The following is a 20,780-nucleotide window of genomic DNA, read 5'->3' on the forward strand; positions in this document are numbered from 1 at the left end:
CCCGAGCGGGTCGTTGGCCAAGGTATGAGCGATTCCGTGAACACGACACCCATCAAGATCGACGTGTGGAGCGACATCGCCTGCCCCTGGTGTTACATCGGCAAGCGCAAGCTCGAGAACGGCAACGCTTCGTATCGTGAAGCGGCCGGCAGCGGGGCATCCGACATCGAGGTCGAGTACCACTCCTTCGAACTCTCACCCGATACGCCGGTGGACTTCGAGGGGAACGAGACGGACTTCCTCGCGAAGCACAAGGGCATAGCGCCGGAGCAGGCGGCCCAGATGCTCGAGCGCGTGACCGGCATCGCCACCGACGTGGGGCTGCACTACGACTACGACGCGCTCCAGCACACGAACACGGTGAAGGCGCACCAGCTCATCCACTACGCAAAGGCGCACGGCCTGCAGCTCGAGGCAAAGGAACGCCTGCTGAAGGCCTACTTCGAAGAGGGCCGCCACGTCGGCCGTGATGAGGATCTCGCTGATCTTGCCGCCGAGATCGGGCTCGACCAGGAGGATGCCCTGCGCTCCCTCCGCGAGAACGAGTACCTCGCCGGCGTGAAGGCCGACCAGGCGCAGGCCGTGGCCTACGGCATCCAGGGCGTACCGTTCTTCGTGTTCGACGAGCGGTACGGCGTGTCGGGGGCACAGGATGCGGCGACGTTCAGCCAGTTGCTCGCCCAGCTGACCGAGGAGCGCCAGGCGGTGGCCTCGTGACGAGCGAGGCCGACGCGGCGCTCGGGGTGACGCCGCCCGCGGTTGTGCCGTCCATCGTGACGCGACCCGCGGTGATGCCGCCCGCAGTGACGCCGCTGCTCTCGCCGGTGACGGCGCTCCTCGGTGGGATCACCCCAGAGGGAATGGTCTGCGGCGTCGACGGGGTGTGCGCGCCCGCTGATGCGACCCTCTCCTCCACAGGAGAGAAGAACTGACGATTCTCCACAGTTACACCACCGACGGCGTCGGCGCTCCGAAACTCTGGGAGAATTGAACCGATGTCCGCACCTGCACCCTCCACCGCCGCCCGGCGGAAACTCTCCATCGGCCCGATCGCCCTCGACGTGCCGGTCGTTCTCGCGCCCATGGCCGGAATCACCAACACCGCCTATCGCCGGCTCTGCCGAGAATACGGCGCCGGGCTCTACGTCAGCGAGATGATCACGTCGCGCGCTCTCGTCGAACGCACGCCCGAATCGATGCGGCTGATCACGCACCATCCCTCCGAGAGCACCCGGTCGATCCAGCTCTACGGTGTCGACCCGAAGGTGATGCGGGAGGCTGTGACGATGCTCGTGGCCGAAGACCGGGCCGACCACATCGACATGAACTTCGGCTGCCCGGTTCCGAAGGTGACCCGGCGTGGCGGCGGCTCAGCACTGCCGTGGAAGAGCGATCTCTTCCGCTCGATCGTCGAAGCCGCGGTCGACGCGGCCGGTGACATCCCGGTGACGGTCAAGATGAGAAAGGGTATCGACGACACCCACCTCACCTACCTCGAGGCAGCCAGGGCCGCCGAGGGTGCAGGTGTGGCATCCATCGCCCTGCACGCCCGCACCGCGGCCGACTTCTACTCGGGCCAGGCCGACTGGTCGGCCATCGCCAAGCTCAAAGAGACGATCACGAATGTGCCGGTGCTCGGCAACGGCGACATCTGGTCTGCCGACGACGCGCTCCGCATGGTCGACGAGACCGGCTGCGACGGTGTGGTCGTCGGGCGCGGCTGCCTCGGCCGGCCGTGGCTCTTCGGCGACCTCGCTGCCGCGTTCCGCGCCCGCAACGGCGAGATCTCCGAGCAGGAGGCCCTCGCGGCCCGAGCCCACCCCCCGCTCGGCCAGGTCGCTGCTGCCCTCCGCCGGCACACCGTGCTGCTGACGGAGTTCTACGACAGCGAGGAGCACGCCTGCCGCGACATCCGCAAGCATGTCGCCTGGTACTTCAAGGGCTACCCCGTGGGGCACGAGATCCGCACAGCACTCGCGATGGTGACCTCGCTCGCCGAGATGGATGACCTGCTGGCCACTCTCGACGGCTCCCTGCCCTATCCGGGTGTCGACGCCGAGGGTCCGCGGGGTCGTGCCGGCCGGCCCAAGAAGCCGACCCTGCCCGACGGCTGGCTCACTTCGCGCACGCTCGACACTCCCGGGCTCCGCGCCCTCGCGGGTGCCGAGCTGGAGCACAGCGGTGGCTGACGCCGAGACCGTGGTCATCGCCCCGCCGCACGGCTACGACCGGGTCGACACGGAACGCCCGTTGCCGGAGGAGCACTACAGCCGTCGCAGCGACTTCGCCCGGGATCGGGCGCGGCTGCTGCACTCCGGCGCTCTGCGCCGTCTTGCCGCGAAGACCCAGGTACTGAGCCCCGCGGCCGACCTCGACTTCGCCCGCAACCGCCTGACCCACTCGCTCGAAGTGGCGCAGGTCGGCCGTGAACTCGCGTCGAGCCTCGGGCTCGACCCCGACGTGGTCGACACGGCCTGTCTTGCGCACGACCTCGGCCACCCGCCGTTCGGCCACAACGGAGAGCGGGCCCTCTCCGAGTGGGCCGACGACATCGGAGGGTTCGAGGGCAATGCGCAGAGCCTCCGTATCCTCACCCGGCTCGAACCGAAGGTGTTCGGGCGTGACGGGCAGACGTTCGGGCTGAACCTCACGCGGGCGAGCCTCGACGCCAGCTGCAAGTACCCGTGGCCGGCGGCAGAGGCCGTCACCGACGCCAGCGGGCGACAGAAGTTCGGGGTGTACGCCGACGACGTCCCGGTCTTCAGCTGGCTGCGGGAGGGTGCGCCCGCGGGGGTGCTCTGCGTCGAGGCGCAGGTGATGGATCTCTCCGACGACATCGCCTATTCTGTGCACGACTTCGAAGACGCGGTGCTGAACGGATATGTCGACGTGCCCGCGCTCGGCAGCCGGGTCGACCACGACGCCCTCGTGACGAGCATGCATTCGTGGGTCGGCGGATCCTTCAGCCACGCTGAACTCATCGCCGCCTTCGACCGGCTCGACTCGCTCGATGTCTGGATGGACGACTGGAACGGCAGCCGCATCGCCCAGGCGCAGCTCAAGAACCTCACCAGCCAGCTGATCGGGCGGTTCGCCGGCTCGGCGACACAGGCCACCCGCGAGGCGTACCCGGCGGCGAGTCTCATCCGCTACAGCGCGAACGTGGTCGTTCCGCGTCCGGTCGCGGCGGAGATCGCTGTGCTCAAGGGCATCGTCGCGGCCTTCGTGATGTCGAGTACCAAACGGAAGCCCATCTACCGGGCGCAGCGCGCCCTCCTGGTCGAGCTCGCCGAGACCCTGCTGGCGTCGGGGGAGCAGCACCTCGAGCCGCCGTTCGCCGCGGACTGGGTGGCCGCAGGCTCTGACACCGAGCGCAAACGGGTCGTCGTCGACCAGGTGGCGAGCCTGACCGACCAGTCCGCCCTGACATGGCACACCCGGCTGGCCGGGGTCTGACGGCATGGCCGGGCTGATCAGGCGCGCCGACATCGACGAGGTGCGCTCGCGCATCAACATCGCTGACGTGGTGGGGGAGTTCGTCACGCTGAAGAGCGCCGGCGTCGGGTCGATGAAGGGTCTCTGCCCCTTCCACGACGAGCGTTCGCCGAGCTTCCACGTCCGGCCGCAGGTCGGCTACTACAAGTGCTTCGGCTGCGGGGAGGGCGGCGACGTCTTCACCTTCCTCCAGAAGATCGACCACGTCACCTTCAGTGAGGCCGTCGAACGCCTCGCCGCCGGGATCGGGTTCGAGCTGCACTACGAAGACGGCGGCTCGGCCAGTGGCCACACCAATCGCGCCCGCCTCCTGGCGGCGAACGAAGCGGCGAGGGAGTGGTTCACGGAACAGCTCATGACCGAGGGCGCCGACACGGGCAGGCGTTTCCTCGGCGAGCGAGGCTTCGACGCCGCCGCAGCCCAGCGGTTCGGCGTGGGCTACGCCCCGCAGGGCTGGGACAACCTCGGCAAACACCTCCGGTCGCGGGGCTACACCGCCGAGGAACTCGCTCTCGCCGGGCTCACCAGTGCGGGCGAACGCGGTTCCTACGATCGGTTCCGGGGCAGGCTGGTCTGGCCGATCCGCGACCAGACCGGGCAGACCGTCGGCTTCGGCGCCAGACGCCTGTTCGACGACGACAAGGGCCCCAAGTACCTCAACACTCCCGAGACGCCGGTGTACCACAAGTCCCAGGTGCTCTACGGTCTCGACCTCGCCAAGCGCGACATCTCCCGTGCCCGGCAGGTGGTCGTGGTCGAGGGCTACACCGATGTGATGGCCTGCCACCTCGCGGGGGTCACGACCGCCGTTGCGACCTGCGGAACGTCGTTCGGTGTCGACCACATCAAGATCATCCGCCGCATCCTCGGAGACGACACGATCGGCCTCGGTGAGGTCGTCTTCACCTTCGACCCCGACGCCGCCGGGCAGAAGGCCGCCCTCCGCGCCTTCAGCGAGGAGTCCCGCTTCGAGGCGCAGACCTACGTGGCGGTGGCCCCCGACGGACTCGACCCCTGCGACCTCCGGCTCGGCCGGGGAGACGACGCGGTGCGTCGCCTCATCACGTCGAAGAAGCCCATGTTCGAATTCGTGATCCGGCAGAAGCTCTCGAACTACGACCTCAACACGGTCGAAGGGCGGGCCGCCGGGCTCCGCGAGGCGGCACCGATCGTCGCAGACATCCGTGACCCCGCGCTCCGGCCGGGGTACACCCGCGAGCTCGCCGGAATGCTCGGCGTCGACCTCGGCGAGGTCTCGCGGGCCGTCGAGAACGCGCGGCGCCGGGAGGCTGGAGCGCAGGGCGGGTCTACCCAGGGCGGGTCTGCCCAAGGCGGCAGACGGCCCGAGCAGGGCCAGGGAACTCGCCGGCATGAACAGGGCCAAGCCGGCCAGCAGGGTCGGCCCGGTCAGCAGGGCCAGCCCGGTCAGCAGGGCCAAGCCGGCCAGCAGGGCCAGCCGCCCATGGCCGAGCGCCGCCCCGACCAGGGCCAGGCTGGTTCTTCTCGCGCACAGCCGGGCTACCCGGAGCGGCTCGAAGCGCCGGGCGAGCAGCAGAGCGCCCCGCCAGCTCCCCAGATCTCGCTCACACAACTGCCCAGCACCACCGCCGTGCGCCTCGAGCGTGACGCCCTCATGGCGATGCTGCAGTACCCCAAGGTCGTCGGACGCGAACTGCTCGCCCGGGCATCCGTCGTCGGCTTCAGCGATCCGTCGCTCGCGGCCGTGCGGAGCGCGATCGCGTCGTCGATCGACGACTATGAGCGCCCGGACTGGGTCGCGACGATCGTGGGCAGCGTCGGCGCACCCTACGTCACCCTCGTCGAACAACTCGCCGTGGCACCCGTGCCCGAGCGGCCGGAACGCGAGCTCGACGTCTACCTCCGACGCGTGACGACTGACCTGATCATGAGGTATCTCGAGTCGCGCAAAGCGGAGGTGCTGAGCCGTTTCACGCGGACGAGCGCCACCGAGCAACCCGACGAGCGTCGGACCCTCCAAATCCAGCTTGTGCAGTTGGAGGCGGAGCGGCGCTCCTTGAAATCAGACTGAACGGTTAAGCTCGCAGTCATGGCTGAGCCCGTTCTCCTCGCGTCCGATGTGACGATCGAGTACCCCGCCCACAGCGTCAGTTCTGCGCACACGGCGGTGCGCGGCGTGAGTCTCCGCATCGAACCGGGAGAGATCGTGGGTCTCGTCGGGTCGAGCGGTTCCGGCAAGTCCACCTTCGGGCTCGTCGCGTCGGGCCTGGCCGGTGCGAAGTCGCGCGCCGTCAGTCCACGGGTCACCGGCGGGGACTTCCGGGTGCTCGGTTTCGACCTCCGGAAGGGTGTGCGCGGCCGCAGGTTCAACCGGCTGACCTTCGGCGTCGGCTACCTGCCGCAGAGCACCGGGAGCGACTTCGCGCCCAACCTGACCGTCGCCGAACTGGTCGCCGAGCCGATCTTCTCCCGGGACAAGCGCTACAACGAGAAAGCCGCGAGCCTGAAAGTCGCGACGCTTCTGGATGCCCTGCTGCTGCCGAACGGAACAGCCCGCAAGCTCCCGCACGAACTCTCGAACGGTCAGCGCCAGCGCGTCGCGATCGCCCGGTCGCTCATCCTCGATCCCGTGTTTCTCGTAGCCGACGAACCCACGGCCGGGGTGGATGTCTCGATCCGAGGCCCGATCATCGATGTCATCGTCGCCATGCAGCGCGAGCGCGGCGCCACGGCCCTGATCGTCAGCCACGACCTGGAGGTGCTCCGCCGGTCGGTGGATCGCATCGTGGTGTTGCACGAGGGCGTCGTGGTGGGCGTCGGTACAATTGACGAGGTGCTCTCCGATCCGAGGCATCCGTATGTCGCCAGCCTGGCGAAGACGATGGGCAGCCCGGAACGCTGACGGCCCGGATGCCCGGCGGTCGGGTTCGCCCCTGTCCTTTGCCAACGAGTTTCGCCCTCGCCCGAAAGGTTCTCCGTGAGCACCTCCCGCTCTGACCAGCCCGACGTCGCCGGACCGAACGCGGGCCAGCACCGTGCCGTGCTGAGCGTCGACGCCGTCCCCGTGAGCGCGGAGCTCCGCCCGACCGCCGGGCCGATCGCCATCCTCCCGAAACCCGGAGCGCTGTTCGTCGATGCCGTGAAGTCGGCTGGGGGAGAGGTCGCCGAGCTCTCTGGCGCGACCCGCGGCATCGTCTGGCTCACCTCAGACTCCGCGAGCGACCTCGGCGTGGCTCTCGACGCGAACCCCCAGGTGCAGTGGGTGCAGCTGCCGTGGGCGGGCGTCGATGCCTTCGCCGAAGTGCTGCAGAGTCACGACAGGCCCCACCTGCTCTGGACCAGCGCCAAAGGTGCGTACGCGCAGCCGGTCGCCGAGCACGCCCTCATGCTGGCCCTCGCGCTCCTCCGGCGCATCCCCGAGCGGGTGCGCGCGACATCCTGGGGCGAGTCGACGGGGGACTCCCTCTACGGGCGCAACGTCGTCATCATCGGCGCAGGGGGGATCGCGGTCGAACTGCTGCGGCTCCTCGCCCCGTTCGACGTCGACACCACCATCGTGCGCCGGAGCGCCGATCCACTGCCGGGTGCAGACCGAACGGTCGCTTCGGCCGATCTCGACGAGGTTCTGCAGGGTGCCGACCTCGTCATCGTGGCCGCCGCCGCAACCCCCGGCACCCGGCACCTCATCGGGGAGCGCCAACTGGCCCTGATGAAGAAGACGGCGTACCTGGTCAACATCGCCCGCGGAGGGCTCATCGACACGGATGCTCTCGTCGAGGCGCTCGTCTCCGGCGAGATCGCCGGTGCAGGCGTCGACGTCACCGACCCGGAGCCGCTGCCCGACGGTCATCCCCTCTGGTCGGCTCCGAACCTAATCATCACGCCGCACAGCGCCGACACGCCCCAAATGATCGCGCCACTGCTTGCGGCGCGTCTGGAGCAGAACGTCACCGCGTTCCTCGGCGACGGGGCGTTCGTGGGTGTCGTCGACCCCCAGGCCGGATACTGAGGTTCCACGGGGAGTCTGCGCGGCGGCTCCCGCTCAGGTGACCAGTCGGATGCCCGCCGCCACCAGTGCCGCGACGGCCACCACGACGATGAACGGGACCTTGAGCGCGTAGAGCCCGGCGGAGACGACAAGAGCTGGGACCCGGGCATCCAGAACCAGAGACTGTGACTGCCCGAGGGTCTGCACGGCGATCAGACCGGCGAGCAGAGCCACGGTGAGCAGGTTCGCGATGCGCGCCGGCGTGGGGCGCGACAGCAGCGCGGGCGGGATCACGTAACCGGCGAGCTTCAGCGCGAAACAGGCGATCGACGCGAGAATCAGGATCTGCCAGAGCGTCAGGGTCACGGTCATGACGGTGTGCCGCCTTCTGCTCTGCCGGTCGCCGTCGAGCCCGTCGCCGTCGAGCCGGTCGCCGTCGAGCCGGTCGCCGTCGAGCCCGTCGCCGGGCGCGCGCCCAACCAATTCGTCAACCCGAACACGACAGCGACCGTTGCGGCGATGATCACGGGGAGCCCCGGTGCGACCACCGGCGTCAGGAGAGCGGCTGCGACGGCTGCAGCGACCGCGACCGCCTGCGCCTGCAGGTGCTTCAGGCGGGGCCAGAGCAGCCCGAGGAAGGCTGCCGCCGCCGCAGCGTCGAGGCCGTAGGCGCTGACGTCTCCGATGAGGTTGCCGATGAGCGCGCCGACGAGGGTCGTGATGTTCCAGCCGACGAAGACGAGGACTCCGGTCATCCAGAACCCGAGGCGCTGGGCGGCCGGAGTCGATTGCGCGGTCGACACAGCCACGGACTCGTCGATCGTCAGGTGGGCGGCGAGGATCCGTTTCATCCAGCCCGATCCGACGACGGGAGACATTCGGAGGGCGTAGATCACATTGCGCGAACCGAGGAGTGCCGCACTCGCGATCGCCGACGGTCCGGCCGCGACCCCTCCGGACGCAATCACGCCGACGAGCGCGAACTGTGACCCACCCGTGAACATCAGGAGGCTCAGGAAGCACGTCTGCCAGACATCAAGGCCGGCAGCCGTTGCAAGTGCACCGAACGACACCCCGTAGGCGGCGGTGGCGATGCCGACCGCGAGACTAGCGCGGGCTGCGCCGCTCGTCTCGGGGGTGCGTGTCACGTCTCCATTCTTGTGCATTCCCGGGCACCGTCTTGGCCGCGCCAGCAGAGTTGAGGCAATGTCAGTGGTTGGTGTTTGACTTGAAGCATGAACCAGCCAGCTGCTCCCGCACCCGACTTTGCGTCGGTGGTGTCGTGGGTTCTGGATGCCCGGCGGGGGTTTGACGCTGTGTTGGCGTCGGGCGGTGGGGCTGCCGCGCCCTGCGGGCTTGTCGACGACGCCTTGGTGGCTGCGACTGTGCAGGTGGAGTCGTTGGGCCGGATCATCGATGGCCTGCGGGTGCGGATGGCTGGGGAGGTGGCGGCGAGGTCTGCTGCGGAGTTCGGGGCGGAGGGTCTTGCCCGGTCGCACAATGTCCGGTCGGTTCCGAAGTTCTTGGCGGCGATCACCGGTGCTCGTGACGAGACGATCATGACCAGGATGAAGCTCGCCTCCCAGGTACACACGAGCATGTCATTGGTGGGGTTGCCGAACCCACCTCGTTTCCCTCAGGTTGCGGAGGCTCTGGCCCGGGGCGATCTCGGGGTTGATGCGGCTGTCGCGATCACGAGGCGTCTCTCCGAGGCCGCCGCGAAGATCGGGTTCACCGAGGAGATCTCGGCGGCAGAGGGTGACCTCGTGGCGCTTGCGCAGCAGACGTCGGGTAGTTTCGGGTATTCCGCGAACCAGGTGGATGATCTGGCGATCCGGTGCCGGGAACACCTCGACCCCGACGGCGCGGAGCCCCGCGAGGCGGACCTGCACGAGAAACGCTACCTCGAGCTCAAGGCGCATCGTTCGGGGATGACGTCGATCCGGGGGCTGCTCTCGCCGTCGATGGCGGCGATCGTCGCGTCCGCGTTGGAGCCGCATACGTCACCCCGTATCGTCGCGTTCGAGCCCGACCTATCCGACGCAGCCGACCCGTCGGCGCCCGGCGATACCCCGATCGACGGCTTGACCGCGGACACCCGCACCACGGGTCAGAAACGTGTCGATGCGCTCGTGAACCTCCTCCAGGTCGCAGCCGCCGGGCCGGAGATGCCGCGCCTCAACGGTGCCGCACCGACCGTGAACCTCCACGCCTCCTTGGAAGACGTCGTCACCGGGCGCGGCATTGGGTGGATCGACGGCCTGACCGCGCCCGTCCCATACTCGACCGTCGAGGCGCTGCTGTGTCACGGGGATGTGATCACGACCCTGTTCGGCGAACACGGGCAGGTGTTGCAGCATGGGAAGACCCGCCGCCTGTTCACCGCCGCACAGAACCGGGCCCTCGCAGCACGGGACGGCGGGTGTGTGTGGCCGGGCTGCGACGCACCCCCATCCTGGTGCGAAAGTCACCATGTCGACGGGTGGCAATCCGACACCCACCCCGGCGGGCTGACCGACATCGACAACGGGGCGCTGCTCTGCCACTTCCACCATTCGAACGTGCACAAAACACACTGGAAACTCACCATCCGAAACGGCACCCCGCACCTCATCCCACCCGAATGGCTCGACTGGACCCAAACCCCAAGGCCCTGCCAACAAAACCGGGCACGACAACGAACCGGCCACCACCCGCCCGGCCCGCACAACCCTGCCCGGCACTGCCCGCCACCGCGGGCCAGACCACCCGCAGCCCCACCTTCGCTCCCTGCGTCCGGCGACCGTGAAAGCGACACCGGATAGAACGACGCCCCGTTGCACGACGCCCCGTTGCATAACGCCCCGTTGCACGACGCCCGAGATTCCAGCTACCCCAGCCACCCCCGCCACCCCAGCCACCCCAGCCACCCCAGCCGAGCATCCACGGATCGTGCGCCGCCTGCCGGCCACCCCCGCCGAGGGCACAAAAAAGGCCACCCGGGGTGGAGCCCTGAGTGGCCTTTCGCTCCCCGACTTGGACTCGAACCAAGAACCTGCCGGTTAACAGCCGGCTGCTCTGCCAATTGAGCTATCGAGGAATGCTGAAACAGCTTAGTTACGTTATCACGAAACCGTGGAGGCCCTGACCGGATGAAATCACCCTCACAGAACCGCCGAAACGCAGCAGAGAAGAGCTTACCCCACCGAGGGCGAGACCACGATTCGGGGGAGGCGTGCCGCGGATCAGGCCCCACCGTCGAAGGTGTCGACCCCGGGCATCCACTGCTGTCCGGGGCTTCCCCAGCTGCGTTTGCGCGCGATCTTCGAAGCGGACTTGGCGTACGTGAATTCGAGCCGGTCCACGTAGAGGTAGCCGTCTAGGTGGTCGTATTCGTGCTGCAAGATCCGTGCAAGCCAGCCGGTCGCCGAGACTTCGTAGGATTCGCCGTCGACGGTGAATGCGCGGAGGAGGGCGTCCGTGGAGCGCACGAGGGGGAACCGCTCTCCCGGGAACGACAGGCAGCCTTCCGCGTCAAGGTCTTCGTGCGCCTCCTCGACAGGCGGCGGGCTGATGAGCAGCACTGGGTTCACGGCCGCACCGGAGTGCAGCACGTCATCGGTGTCGGTGTACTCGTAGACGAAGAGGCGAAGCGGAACCCCCACCTGCGGCGCCGCAAGCCCGACCCCGGGTGCGGCGTGCATCGTGTCGACCATGTCTGCGACGAGAACGCGGAGGTCGTCATCGAAGGCCGTGACGGGCAGGGCGGGGGAGTGCAGGACGGGATCGCCGAAGATCCGAATGGGAAGAACAGCCATGTCGCCAAGCCTAACCGCGCACAAACCGCGATACTGTCGGACGGTGCCTCCCGAACTCGAAGCTGTGACCGAGCTCGCCCCGAACCTCTTCCAGTCCGTCGGAATCCCGATCGCGCTGATCGGTGCCGTGTTCCTGTCGTTCGGCGCTCAGTTCCAGCATCGCGGAGTCGCCAAGGTCGAGGCGGCCAGCCAACAGGTCAGCGGCGGCCTCGACGTCCGGCAGCTCCTGGCGCTCCTGGGGCGCCCGTCCTGGGTGCTCGGCACGCTCATGCTGGGTCTCGCGATCGTCTTCCAGCTCACCAGCCTGAACTTCGCCCCGATCATCGTGGTGCAGCCGCTCGGCGCCGTGGCGCTGGTCATCACCTCGATCCTCAACGCGCGGATCAGCCGCACCAAGCTGAACCGGGCATCCGTCGTCTCGATCGTCATGTGCGTCGGCGGTGTGGCGCTGTTCGTGCTCATCGCAGCCTTCACGGCCGTCGACAAACCGATCGATGACGCGCAACTCGTCACGATCGTGGTCATCCTGGCCATCGTTCTCGCGGCATTCATCACCCTGTTCGTGCTGTTCAGAAAGCGCATGCGTGCCGTCTCCTACATTCTCGGAGCAGGCATCCTCTACGGCTTCGTGGCCACACTGGCGAAAGTGGTGATCAGCCGGCTGCAGCAGCGTGACTTCGAGTGGCTGACTTTCGTCTGCCTCGTCGGGTTGCTGGCCTCGGCGGCCTTCGGCGGTTACTTCGTGCAGACCGCCTACGCGTCCGGGCCACCCGACCTCGTGATCGCCGGCCTCACCGTCGTCGACCCGTTGGTCGCCGTCGGAATCGGCATCATTGTGCTCGGTGAAGCGCAGTTGGCCCCGCCGCTCGCGCTGGTCGGCTTTGTTCTGAGCGGATTTCTCGCGATACTGGGTGTCTTCGGTCTTGCGCGATACCATCCCCAAACCGGTGCGCAGTCCGTCACGAATCCCTCCGCACGAACCGTCCACTGATGTAGATCCGCCGAACACCGCACCCATCGGATGCACGACCTCCCGGCCCCGAACCAGAAAGTTCTCACTTGTCAGCTTCTTCCGGCACAAACCCTGCACCAGCAGACGCAGTCCCCGCGAAGCCCTTGAAGATCATCATCGGTGCCGATACTTTCTCCCCGAACGTCAACGGCAGCGCACGTTTCTCGCAGCGTCTCGCCTCGGGACTGGCGGCACGCGGACACGAGGTTCACGTCGTCGCCCCTGCCGCATCGCGGAAGCACGGCACGTGGACGGAGTCCTACGATGGTCAGGACATCACCGTGCACCGGCTCCGCAGCTACCGCTGGTATCCGCATGACTGGTTGCGCTTCGCCGAACCGTGGTTCATCAACAAGAACAGTGACCGCATCGTCGAACAGGTCGATCCCGACGTCGTGCACTTCCAGTCGCACATCATCGTGGGCCGTGGCCTGTCGATCGCCGCCCGCAAGCGGGGCAACATCCGTGTCATCGGCACCAACCACTTCATGCCCGAGAACCTGCTCGAGTTCACGCTCCTTCCGAAGTCGTGGCAGGAGAAGGCTGTCGGCATGGCGTGGAAGGCTGCCAAACGCACATTCGGCCGCGCCGACGTCGTGACCACCCCGACCCAGAAGGCGGCAGAGTTCCTCGAGAAGTCGACGGGCCTCGATGGAGTGCTCGCGATCTCCTGCGGCATCGACGCCGACAACTATACCCCGAGCTTCGAGAAGCGCACGGGCAACCGGATCCTGTTCGTCGGTCGTGTCACGGGCGAGAAACAGATCGACGTGCTCATCAAGGCAGTCAGCCTGATGCCGGCGGATCTCGACGTGCACCTCGACATCGTCGGGGGTGGTGACCTCCTGAAGCATCTCGAGAACCTCTCGAAGACCCTCGGCGTGGACGACCGGGTGCACTTCAGCGGCTACGTCACGGAGGAGGAGCTCCGGGAGGCCTACACGAAGGCCACCGTCTTCGGCATGCCGTCGATCGCCGAACTCCAGAGCATCGCCACCATGGAGGCCATGGCGTCGGGTCTTCCTGTGGTCGCCGCCAACGCCATGGCGCTTCCGCACCTCGTGAAGGATGACGTCAACGGGTTCCTTTTCGCGCCCGGTGATTCCCAGCAGATGGCCGACCGACTCGAACGCCTGCTGCGCCTCCCCCAGGCGGAGCTCGACGCCTTCAAGAACGCCTCGCTCAAGCTGATCCAGAAGCACGACCTGGTTCGCACGATCGTGACGTTCGAGCGTCTCTACCGTGGCGAGAACACGGTGGATGTCGCGGCAATCGACGAGGTCATGGCTGCCGAGTCGCTGAACACGTCGGCGATCCGCATCATCCAGACGCCGACCGAGAACTGACAGGTCGCGCGCCGATCGCGGCTCGTGCGCCTGTGGGCGACGCGGGTGGGCAATGCGGGTGGGGCGTGCGGGACTTGAACCCGCGACCGACGGATTATGAGTCCGCTGCTCTAACCAGCTGAGCTAACGCCCCGCACGACGCGTGCCGGAGCGTTCGTCGCCCCTCAACGATACAAGGTTCCGGGTGGATGGCAGCGCAGCGCGCCTGCCGGGGCCCTGCCGCGACCGTCTTGCCCGACGGGCGCGTTCATTGTTGACGATGCACGGGCGTGCCGTTATCGTTTTGAGGGCCCGAAATCTGCTGGGTCGTAGGGGATTGCAGTATCGGTGGCGCACCCTCGGGTGCTCTGCCACAGAATCGGGACAAACGAATGCCAGCAACCACCTCGGTGAGAGGCTCTTCCTCGCGACCCTCCAGCAGCTACTCCACGAAGGACATCGCCGTCAGGGGCGGAGTACTGCGCGTCGGCGAGTGGGTTCCCGAAGGTGGGGCGACGACCGTCGTCGTGGCGCTGCATTCGCTCGACGGTGCACACCTGGCCTGGTCGTGGCTTCCGGCCCAGCTGCCCGAGGCACGGATCGTCGCTCCGGATCTCCGTGGTCGCGGCCAGAGCGCCGACCTGCCGGGCCCCTACGGCATCGACGAGCATGTGCGCGACGTCCTCTCGGTCGTGGATGCTCTCCAGCTCTCCGAGGTGACATTGGTCGGTCACTCGCTCGGTGCTTTCGTCGCCCTCGGGGTGGCGGCCGCGCGGCCGGGCCTGGTCATGCAGGTGGTGCTCGTCGACGGAGGGCTGCCTCTGACGGTCCCGCTCGCCCTGCACCCCGAGGACCTGATCGAGCTGGTGTGCGGGCGTCCCGCCTCGCGCCTCGACTTCGCCTTCGCCAGCCGGGCCTCGCACCGCCGTTTCTGGCAGCTCCACCCGGCGTTCGCGAAGGACTGGTCGACCCAGAGTGACGAGTACGCCGACTACCTCGTGGATGAGCGGGTGGCGCCCGACGCGAGCATCGAGTTCCGGCCGATCGCGTCGATCCCTGCCATCGAGGCCGACAGCCGGGAGTTGAGCGGCACGGTCGGCGTGCGCCGTCGGCTCCTCTCGGCAGGATGCCCGACAGTGCTCCTGACAGCGGCCCGTGACCTCTCGAACCAGTCACCGGGCATCTACAGTCCACGGGAGGTGGAGCTGTCTGCGGCTGAGGTTCCCGAGCTGCGCGTGCTGCCGGTCGAACGCGTCAACCACTACACCATCGTCACGAGCCCGCGTGGTGCATCCGCCATCGCCGGCGAAGTGCGTCGGGGGCTCCGGGCCAGGGAGGTCAGGCTCGAGGCGAGTTGAAGCCCCGATTTTCACTGCCCCGGGCGCGGTCGTGGCCGACGGTCGGGTTTCAGTGAGCGGTGCCACGCTGGGAGCCGATCGACTTGGCGTTCGGATCGCCGAGCACGCAGGTCACTGTTCGGTCGCCGCCGGCCCAGGATGTCTCGGTGGGAACGTACTCGGTGAAGGCCAGGATCGACAAGTCGTAGCCGACACCGACGAAGGCGGCGAACTGGCTCTTGCAGGACTCCTCGGCAGATTGCTGGAGCGCCCCGGTGCCGGGGTAGGTCACGCTGTCGGCGAGGGCGTAGTCGTAGAAGACTTCGAGGTCGTGCGGTGCGGCGCAGTCGATGGTCGGCACCTCGGAGACACTGGTGTCGCTCGTGTTGTCGAGGCAGTCGCCGACCTTCAGCGAGAAGACGTCCGCGGTCACGGTCTCAGCCGGGTGCGGGGTCGACGGGTCGACGGAGGAGCCCGGGGAGGCGGGTGCTGTGGCGGCGCCGGTCGCCAGCGGACTGTCTGACGTTCCCGCCGAGCATCCGGTGAGGACAAGAACTGCAGAGAGGGCGCCCGCGACGGCGAGGAGGGCAGAAGATCGGTGAAGCTGTGTGGCCATGGTCACTCCTGGGTGAGGGGGGTGGCCGCGCTGTCGCCGCCCCGATCGACAAATATGAAATGAATCATACTCACTCATCGGGCTAGATGTGAAGGTCTGTCAGTTAATGGCGCTCGGTCGTCGTCCACGCCGCGGGCGCTCCGTCGAGAGCGGTCGGCTCCCCAGCTCATCCCGGCGCACGGCGGTCTCGATGCCGTCGAGCCAGGCGAGCGCGGCCGAGGCGAGGAGCTGGTCGGCCGCCGCAGCGGACCGGTGCGCGCCGGCATCCCGCTCGGCTGTACCGGTCTCCCGGGCGGGCGGTCGCCCGCTCCACGTAGCCCGGTAGGCGTCGATGAGGATGCCCGGATCGACGCCCGGCAGCGAGGCCACGAGCAGAACGTGCTCGACCATGGCGGCCCAGTCAGGATCGCCGGCATCCGAGTCGACGACCCACCGGGCGACCTCCGACGTACCGTCGGCGGTCAGGGCATAGCGGGGGAGGTGGTCGCCCCCGTCCGGTTCCACCGGTCGCACCAGTCGGGCGTCGACCAGCCGGTTCAGGGTGGAGTAGATCTGGCCGACATTGATGCGTCCGGTTCGTGCAGTGCGGGTCTCGATCTCGGCATGCAGCTGGAGGCCATAGGCCGGTCCCAGGGAGAGCACGGCGAGGACGCCGGATCGAACTGACACGTTTCGCCCTCCTGAACCCCGGCCACTCACGGGAACAGACCCGACCCGTGAATTCCCTACCGAGTATAGGACTGGCGAATCACAGCCTTGTGATTCGTGCGGCACGTCGTGCATACTGGACGAAGTGCCCCGCCGCGAGGTTGCGCCACAATTTCACACGAATGTCACCGTTCAGGGTCCGAAAGGCTCGAGCATCCGTTCACAGGTCGTTGGGGAAGACGTACCTCACGAATGGAGATGAAGATGGTGGCGACAGTTGCACGCGGAGTGATTTACGTTCACTCCGCTCCCCGCGCGCTCTGCCCTCACGTCGAATGGGCGGCAGGTCGCGCTATTGGTCGTGCCGTGAACTTCGAGTGGATCGAGCAGCCCGTGCTTCGCGGTTCGCAACGCTCGGAGTTCTACTGGGAGGGTGCCGCGGGCACCGGTGCCGCCATCGCGTCCGCCCTGCGCGGCTGGGAGCACCTCCGCTACGAGGTGACGGAGGACCCCGCCCCCGGCCGTGACGGTGGTCGCTGGATGCACACCCCCGACCTCGGCATCTTCTTCGCCCAGACCGACAGCTCGGGCAACACCGTCATCCCGGAGGACCGCCTGCGCTCCGCCATGGAGTCGGCGGGCACCAACGCGCTCGAACTGCACCGCGAACTGCGCCTCGCTCTCGGCCAGGCCTGGGATGACGAGCTCGAGCCGTTCCGGTACGCGAGCGACTTCGCCCCCGTGGTCTGGCTGCACTCGGTCGGCTAGCGCCGTTCGGCCTGGTGCCGTTGGGCCCAGTGTCGTTCGCCCCGGTGCCGGTGGGCCTAGTGCCGTTGGGGCTTGTGCCATCCGGACACGGGCCCGCCCGTGCGCTAGACCGTCTTGAACGCAGCGACGGCGTTGTGGCCGCCGAAGCCGAACGAGTTGCTGATCGCGAGAAGCTCGCCCGCCGGCAACTGCCGCGGTGAGGTCACCACGTCGAGGCGGATCTCGGGATCCTGCTCGTTCAGGTTGATCGTCGGGGGAGCGACGCGCTCCTGCAGGGCCTTGACGACGAAGATCGCCTCGATGGCACCGGCGCCGCCGAGCAGGTGGCCGGTCGAGGCCTTCGTGGCGGAGACCGGGATGCCCTCGACACCCTCGCCGAACACCCGGCGGAGCGCGTTGTACTCGGCGATGTCACCGACTGGCGTGCTCGTGGCGTGAGCGTTGATGTGGCCGACGTCGCTGAGGGAGTATCCCGCGTTCTCGACCGCCGCCTTCATGGCGCGGGCGGCTGCGGATCCTTCGGGATCGGGGGCCGTGATGTGGTAGGCGTCGCTGGTGACGGATCCGCCGAGGAGTTCGGCGTAGATCTTCGCACCGCGGGCGACGGCGTGGTCGTAGGTCTCGAGCACGACGGCAGCAGCGCCCTCGCCGAGCACGAAGCCGTCACGGGTGACGTCGTATGGCCTGGAGGCGGTGGCGGGGTCGTCCATGCGCTTCGAGAGGGCCTGCATGGCTGCGAACGAGGCGATGGGGAGCGGGTGGATGCACGCTTCGGACCCGCCCGCGATGATCACGTCGGCGAGGCCGGCCTGGAGGTGGTCGTAGGCGTTGGCGATCGACTCCGTGCTCGAGGCGCAGGCGGAGACGTCTGTGCGGCTGAACGCGCGCGCGCCGATGTCCATGCTGATCGCGGCGGCTGCACCGTTGGCCATCAGCATCGGGACGGTCATCGGAAGCACGCGGCGCGGGCCGCGTTCACGCAGGGTGTCCCACGCGTCGAGCAGAGTCCACAGGCCGCCGATGCCGGTTGCCCAGTTGACGCCGAGGCGTTCGGGCTCGACCCCGGGGGAGCCGGCATCTGCCCAGGCTTCCCGGGCAGCGGTCAGGGCGAACTGGCTGTTCGGGTCGAGACGCTTGGTCTCCTGGCGGGAGAGCACGTCGACCGAGGGTACGACGACCTGGGCGGCCATGGTGATCGGCACCTGCCACCTCTCGACCCAGTCCTGTTCGAGCGCCCGGTTTCCGGAAACGCCGCCCAGCAGGGCCTGCCAGCTCTCTTCGGCGGTTCCGCCCAGGGGAGTGGTCGCACCGATACCGGTGACAACGATTCTTTTGCTCATGCGATGAACTTTCTGTGGATCAGACGGGCGGTGCGGTGAAGCGGGGCGGTGGAGCAGGAGACCGGGGCGCCGAGGGCGGCCCCGGTCATCCGGGAGCTGAAGGCTGTGCCGACTAGCCCTGGGCGTTCGCGATGAAGGTGACGGCGTCGCCGACGGTCTTCAGGTTCTTGACCTCTTCGTCGGGGATCTTGACGTCGAACTTCTCTTCGGCGTTGACGACGATCGTCATCATCGAGATGGAGTCGATGTCGAGGTCGTCGGTGAAGGACTTGTCGAGCTCCACCGTGTCAGCCGCGATTCCGGTTTCGTCGTTGATGAGCTCGGCGAGGCCGGCGAGAACTTCTTCGGTGGACAATGCCATTGTTTTTTCTCCTTGGGTGGTGCCCCTGGAAGGCGGGGATGCTCTCTCCAGTGAGGCGGTGTCGTTTGAGGCGACATTCAGTTTAGGTCAGGCGGGGGCTGTTCCCCGGCAGCACGACGACCTGCGCGCCGAAAACGAGGCCAGCGCCGAAGCCGATCTGCAGGGCGAGGCCCCCGGCGGCCTCCGGATGCTCGGACAGCAGCCGGTGAGCAGCGAGGGGTATCGACGCCGCGGAGGTATTGCCCGTGGTGGCGATGTCGCGCGCGATGAGTACACTCGCGGGCAGTTTCAGAACCTTCGCGAACTCGTCGACGATCCTCATGTTGGCCTGGTGCGGGATGAACGCGGTGAGGTCGTCGGCGGTGACGCCGGCGGCGTCGAGCGCCCGCTGGGCGACCTTCGCCATCTCCCAGACGGCCCAGCGGAACACGGTCTGGCCGTCCTGGCGCATGTACGGCCACTCGTTGTCACCCGCGCGGAACCCCGTGTAGGTGCCCTCCATGCCGACGGCGCCCCACTTGGAACCGTCGGAGCCGAGGATCGAGGTCGAGATACCGGGGAAGTCGCTCGGGCCGACGACCGCTGCACCTGCGCCGTCTCCGAGGAGGAACGAGATGGAGCGGTCCGTGGGGCTGACGAAGTCGGAGAGTTTCTCGGCGCCGATGACCAGAACGTAGTCGGCCACTCCGGCGCGCACGAGCGAATCGGCCTGCGCGATGGCGTAGGTGTAGCCGGCGCACGCCGCTTCGATGTCGTAGGCGGCCGCGGTGCCGGCACCCACCCGCTCGGCGACCAGCGTCGAGACGGACGGGGTGACGACAGGGTTGCTGATGGTCGCGACGATCACGGCGCCGATCTGGTCGGCACGGATGCCCGACTTCTCGATGGCTTCGCGGCCCGCCTCGACGGCGAGGTCGACGGCGGTGACCTCCTTCGGGGCCCGGCGTCGCTCGACGATGCCGGTGCGCTGGCGGATCCACTCATCGGAACTGTCGATGGGGCCGATCAGCTGGGCGTTGTCGACCACCAGTTCACCGCGCGCGGCCCCGAGGGCGTAGATGCGGGTGAACTCGTGTCCGGTGGACTGTCTGAGGCGCGGCTGCGTCATGAGTGCTCTCCCGTCAGCAGCTCGATGGCCGCGGGCAGGTCGTCGGGGGTCTTGACGGCCACAGAGGGCACGCCCTTCAACCCGCGCTTTGCAAGGCCGACGAGTGCGCCGGCCGGTGCGACCTCGATGATCCCGGTGATGCCGGCATCCTGGAACGAAGCCATGGTGCGGTCCCAGCGCACAGGGGAGGAGACCTGCCCGACGAGGAGGTCGAGGAACGCGTCGCCGGTGTCGACGACGCCACCGTCACGGTTCGTCCAGATGGGGAGGGACGGATGCGTCGGGGTGAGGGCCGAGGCGACCTCGGTGAGGTGCTCCACGGCCGGCTGCATGTACCGAGTGTGGAAGGCTCCGGCGACCTGGAGGGGGATGACCCGTGCGCCGCGGGGGGCAACGGAGGCGAGCTCGGCCAGCTTGTCGAGGGCACCGGCGACCACGATCTGGCCGCCGCCGTTGAAGTTCGCGGGCTGCAGGTCGAGCTTCTCGATCGCGACGAGCAGTTCCGCTTCGTCGCCTCCGACGACCGCGCTCATGCCTGTCGGGGTGAGCGCCGCTGCCTCCGCCATCGCCGCGCCGCGCTCGCGCACGAACGTCATCGCATCGCTCTCGGTGAGGATGCCCGCGGCCTGCGCCGCGGTGATCTCACCGACCGAGTGGCCGGCGACGCCGCCCACGGCGGCACGCCGGCCGTCGGCGAGCAGCGCACCGAGGGTCAGGAGACCCGCAGCCACGATCAACGGCTGGGCGACACGGGTGTCGCGGATCGTGTCGGCATCGCTCTCGGTGCCGTACTTCAGCAGATCGAGCCCGGCCAGCTCGGAGAGCAGCCCGAGGTGGTCGGCGAAGGCGGGCTCAGCCACCCAGGGCGCGAGGAAGCCGGGAGTCTGGGAGCCCTGTCCGGGGCAGACGATGACGATCATGGAACCAGTCTTTCAAGAATCGGGGAGGGAACAGTGTGGGAAAGCGATCGAAGATCACCCGAAAGCCTGTGGGAATCCTCTCACCG

The 20,780-nt window shown here is 68.0% G+C and carries 21 protein-coding genes and 2 tRNA genes; 12 read left to right on the plus strand and 11 right to left on the minus strand.

Translation table 11 applies throughout. The features are described from left to right. Positions 1-24 precede the first annotated feature (24 nt). From FB464_RS04680 to FB464_RS04710, 7 genes are all read left to right on the plus strand, one after another. Entirely contained in the window at positions 25-717 is a 693-nt protein-coding gene (locus FB464_RS04680; RefSeq protein ID WP_116414885.1) for a DsbA family oxidoreductase, read from the plus strand. Then, positions 714-932, plus strand: coding sequence for a hypothetical protein (locus tag FB464_RS04685; RefSeq protein ID WP_116414884.1), 219 nt, complete (start codon positions 714-716; stop codon positions 930-932). Before FB464_RS04680 ends, FB464_RS04685 begins: the two co-directional genes overlap by 4 nt. Before the next feature lie 63 nt (positions 933-995). Beyond that, positions 996-2,189, plus strand: coding sequence for a tRNA dihydrouridine synthase DusB (gene dusB, locus FB464_RS04690; RefSeq protein ID WP_116414883.1), 1,194 nt, complete (start codon positions 996-998; stop codon positions 2,187-2,189). Then, positions 2,182-3,456 carry a deoxyguanosinetriphosphate triphosphohydrolase gene (locus tag FB464_RS04695; RefSeq protein ID WP_425472397.1) on the plus strand — a complete coding sequence of 425 codons (1,275 nt, stop codon included), beginning with the start codon at positions 2,182-2,184 and terminating at the stop codon, positions 3,454-3,456. The genes dusB and FB464_RS04695 overlap by 8 nt, the downstream gene beginning before the upstream one ends. 4 nt (positions 3,457-3,460) lie before the next feature. Beyond that, positions 3,461-5,545: a DNA primase gene (gene dnaG / locus FB464_RS04700; RefSeq protein ID WP_116414881.1), complete on the plus strand. Its 2,085-nt coding sequence runs from the start codon at positions 3,461-3,463 to the stop codon at positions 5,543-5,545. A gap of 18 nt (positions 5,546-5,563) precedes the next feature. Further along, positions 5,564-6,376, plus strand: coding sequence for an ATP-binding cassette domain-containing protein (locus tag FB464_RS04705; RefSeq protein WP_116414880.1), 813 nt, complete (start codon positions 5,564-5,566; stop codon positions 6,374-6,376). Positions 6,377-6,517: 141 nt separating this feature from the next. After that, positions 6,518-7,483, plus strand: coding sequence for a D-isomer specific 2-hydroxyacid dehydrogenase family protein (locus tag FB464_RS04710; RefSeq protein WP_425472441.1), 966 nt, complete (start codon positions 6,518-6,520; stop codon positions 7,481-7,483). A 33-nt stretch (positions 7,484-7,516) separates the two neighbouring features. Here the strand turns inward: FB464_RS04710 and FB464_RS04715 are convergent, their stop codons facing one another. After that, a complete protein-coding gene (locus FB464_RS04715; protein ID WP_425472398.1) occupies positions 7,517-7,834 on the minus strand; it encodes an AzlD domain-containing protein in 318 nt (105 codons plus the stop codon). After that, positions 7,831-8,628 (minus strand): AzlC family ABC transporter permease, encoded by a 798-nt coding sequence (locus FB464_RS04720; RefSeq protein WP_116414879.1) that lies wholly within the window; start codon positions 8,626-8,628, stop codon positions 7,831-7,833. Before FB464_RS04720 ends, FB464_RS04715 begins: the two co-directional genes overlap by 4 nt. A 69-nt stretch (positions 8,629-8,697) precedes the next feature. Between FB464_RS04720 and FB464_RS04725 the strand changes: the two genes are divergently transcribed. Then, positions 8,698-10,266, plus strand: a complete 1,569-nt coding sequence (locus FB464_RS04725) for an HNH endonuclease signature motif containing protein (protein ID WP_116414878.1) — start codon at positions 8,698-8,700, stop codon at positions 10,264-10,266. A gap of 202 nt (positions 10,267-10,468) precedes the next feature. On the opposite strand, the gene FB464_RS04730 is transcribed toward FB464_RS04725, so the two are convergent. Both FB464_RS04730 and def read right to left on the minus strand, forming a co-directional pair. Beyond that, positions 10,469-10,541: transfer RNA gene (locus tag FB464_RS04730), tRNA-Asn, on the minus strand. A gap of 145 nt (positions 10,542-10,686) precedes the next feature. Beyond that, complete coding sequence (gene def, locus FB464_RS04735; RefSeq protein ID WP_116414877.1) at positions 10,687-11,259, minus strand: peptide deformylase; 573 nt, start codon at positions 11,257-11,259, stop codon at positions 10,687-10,689. Between the two features lie 43 nt (positions 11,260-11,302). On the opposite strand from def, the gene FB464_RS04740 reads away from it, so the two are divergent. Both FB464_RS04740 and FB464_RS04745 read left to right on the plus strand, forming a co-directional pair. After that, complete coding sequence (locus tag FB464_RS04740; protein ID WP_246092935.1) at positions 11,303-12,250, plus strand: DMT family transporter; 948 nt, start codon at positions 11,303-11,305, stop codon at positions 12,248-12,250. Between the two features lie 68 nt (positions 12,251-12,318). Next, positions 12,319-13,617 (plus strand): glycosyltransferase, encoded by a 1,299-nt coding sequence (locus FB464_RS04745; RefSeq protein ID WP_116414875.1) that lies wholly within the window; start codon positions 12,319-12,321, stop codon positions 13,615-13,617. A 59-nt stretch (positions 13,618-13,676) separates the two neighbouring features. Here the strand turns inward: FB464_RS04745 and FB464_RS04750 are convergent. Beyond that, positions 13,677-13,750, minus strand: a tRNA-Ile gene (locus FB464_RS04750). Positions 13,751-13,988: 238 nt separating this feature from the next. On the opposite strand from FB464_RS04750, the gene FB464_RS04755 reads away from it, so the two are divergent. Continuing rightward, positions 13,989-14,954 (plus strand): alpha/beta hydrolase, encoded by a 966-nt coding sequence (locus FB464_RS04755; protein ID WP_116414874.1) that lies wholly within the window; start codon positions 13,989-13,991, stop codon positions 14,952-14,954. Between the two features lie 49 nt (positions 14,955-15,003). On the opposite strand, the gene FB464_RS04760 is transcribed toward FB464_RS04755, so the two are convergent. Next, on the minus strand, positions 15,004-15,549 hold the full coding sequence (locus FB464_RS04760) for a septum formation family protein (RefSeq protein ID WP_170151912.1): 546 nt from the start codon (positions 15,547-15,549) through the stop codon (positions 15,004-15,006). Between the two features lie 99 nt (positions 15,550-15,648). Then, on the minus strand, positions 15,649-16,218 hold the full coding sequence (locus FB464_RS04765) for a PadR family transcriptional regulator (RefSeq protein WP_170151911.1): 570 nt from the start codon (positions 16,216-16,218) through the stop codon (positions 15,649-15,651). A gap of 243 nt (positions 16,219-16,461) precedes the next feature. Here FB464_RS04765 and FB464_RS04770 point away from each other — a divergent pair, with 243 nt between their 5' ends. Continuing rightward, positions 16,462-16,965 carry a DUF3145 domain-containing protein gene (locus FB464_RS04770; RefSeq protein ID WP_116416587.1) on the plus strand — a complete coding sequence of 168 codons (504 nt, stop codon included), beginning with the start codon at positions 16,462-16,464 and terminating at the stop codon, positions 16,963-16,965. A 104-nt stretch (positions 16,966-17,069) separates the two neighbouring features. On the opposite strand, the gene FB464_RS04775 is transcribed toward FB464_RS04770, so the two are convergent. From FB464_RS04775 to FB464_RS04790, 4 genes are all read right to left on the minus strand, one after another. Then, positions 17,070-18,305, minus strand: coding sequence for a beta-ketoacyl-[acyl-carrier-protein] synthase family protein (locus FB464_RS04775; protein ID WP_116414871.1), 1,236 nt, complete (start codon positions 18,303-18,305; stop codon positions 17,070-17,072). A gap of 112 nt (positions 18,306-18,417) precedes the next feature. Continuing rightward, positions 18,418-18,666 carry an acyl carrier protein gene (locus FB464_RS04780; RefSeq protein ID WP_104244189.1) on the minus strand — a complete coding sequence of 83 codons (249 nt, stop codon included), beginning with the start codon at positions 18,664-18,666 and terminating at the stop codon, positions 18,418-18,420. A gap of 82 nt (positions 18,667-18,748) precedes the next feature. Then, the gene (locus FB464_RS04785; RefSeq protein WP_116414870.1) at positions 18,749-19,774 is read right to left on the minus strand and encodes a beta-ketoacyl-ACP synthase III; all 1,026 of its coding nucleotides are present in this window, start codon (positions 19,772-19,774) and stop codon (positions 18,749-18,751) included. After that, positions 19,771-20,694 carry an ACP S-malonyltransferase gene (locus tag FB464_RS04790; protein ID WP_116414869.1) on the minus strand — a complete coding sequence of 308 codons (924 nt, stop codon included), beginning with the start codon at positions 20,692-20,694 and terminating at the stop codon, positions 19,771-19,773. Before FB464_RS04790 ends, FB464_RS04785 begins: the two co-directional genes overlap by 4 nt. Positions 20,695-20,780: the final 86 nt, after the last annotated feature.

This window comes from Subtercola boreus, assembly GCF_006716115.1.
Lineage (GTDB): Bacteria > Actinomycetota > Actinomycetes > Actinomycetales > Microbacteriaceae > Subtercola > Subtercola boreus.

Excerpts from the sequence above, each read along its gene's own strand:
- FB464_RS04680 (WP_116414885.1), top strand. The coding sequence starts at position 25 with ATGAGCGATTCCGTGAACACGACACCCATCAAGATCGACGTGTGGAGC.
- dusB (WP_116414883.1), top strand. The coding sequence starts at position 996 with ATGTCCGCACCTGCACCCTCCACCGCCGCCCGGCGGAAACTCTCCATC.
- dnaG (WP_116414881.1), top strand. The coding sequence starts at position 3,461 with ATGGCCGGGCTGATCAGGCGCGCCGACATCGACGAGGTGCGCTCGCGC.
- FB464_RS04705 (WP_116414880.1), top strand. The coding sequence starts at position 5,564 with ATGGCTGAGCCCGTTCTCCTCGCGTCCGATGTGACGATCGAGTACCCC.
- FB464_RS04715 (WP_425472398.1), bottom strand. The coding sequence starts at position 7,834 with ATGACCGTGACCCTGACGCTCTGGCAGATCCTGATTCTCGCGTCGATC.
- FB464_RS04720 (WP_116414879.1), bottom strand. The coding sequence starts at position 8,628 with ATGCACAAGAATGGAGACGTGACACGCACCCCCGAGACGAGCGGCGCA.
- FB464_RS04725 (WP_116414878.1), top strand. The coding sequence starts at position 8,698 with ATGAACCAGCCAGCTGCTCCCGCACCCGACTTTGCGTCGGTGGTGTCG.
- def (WP_116414877.1), bottom strand. The coding sequence starts at position 11,259 with ATGGCTGTTCTTCCCATTCGGATCTTCGGCGATCCCGTCCTGCACTCC.
- FB464_RS04755 (WP_116414874.1), top strand. The coding sequence starts at position 13,989 with ATGCCAGCAACCACCTCGGTGAGAGGCTCTTCCTCGCGACCCTCCAGC.
- FB464_RS04760 (WP_170151912.1), bottom strand. The coding sequence starts at position 15,549 with ATGGCCACACAGCTTCACCGATCTTCTGCCCTCCTCGCCGTCGCGGGC.
- FB464_RS04770 (WP_116416587.1), top strand. The coding sequence starts at position 16,462 with ATGGTGGCGACAGTTGCACGCGGAGTGATTTACGTTCACTCCGCTCCC.
- FB464_RS04775 (WP_116414871.1), bottom strand. The coding sequence starts at position 18,305 with ATGAGCAAAAGAATCGTTGTCACCGGTATCGGTGCGACCACTCCCCTG.
- FB464_RS04780 (WP_104244189.1), bottom strand. The coding sequence starts at position 18,666 with ATGGCATTGTCCACCGAAGAAGTTCTCGCCGGCCTCGCCGAGCTCATC.
- FB464_RS04785 (WP_116414870.1), bottom strand. The coding sequence starts at position 19,774 with ATGACGCAGCCGCGCCTCAGACAGTCCACCGGACACGAGTTCACCCGC.
- FB464_RS04790 (WP_116414869.1), bottom strand. The coding sequence starts at position 20,694 with ATGATCGTCATCGTCTGCCCCGGACAGGGCTCCCAGACTCCCGGCTTC.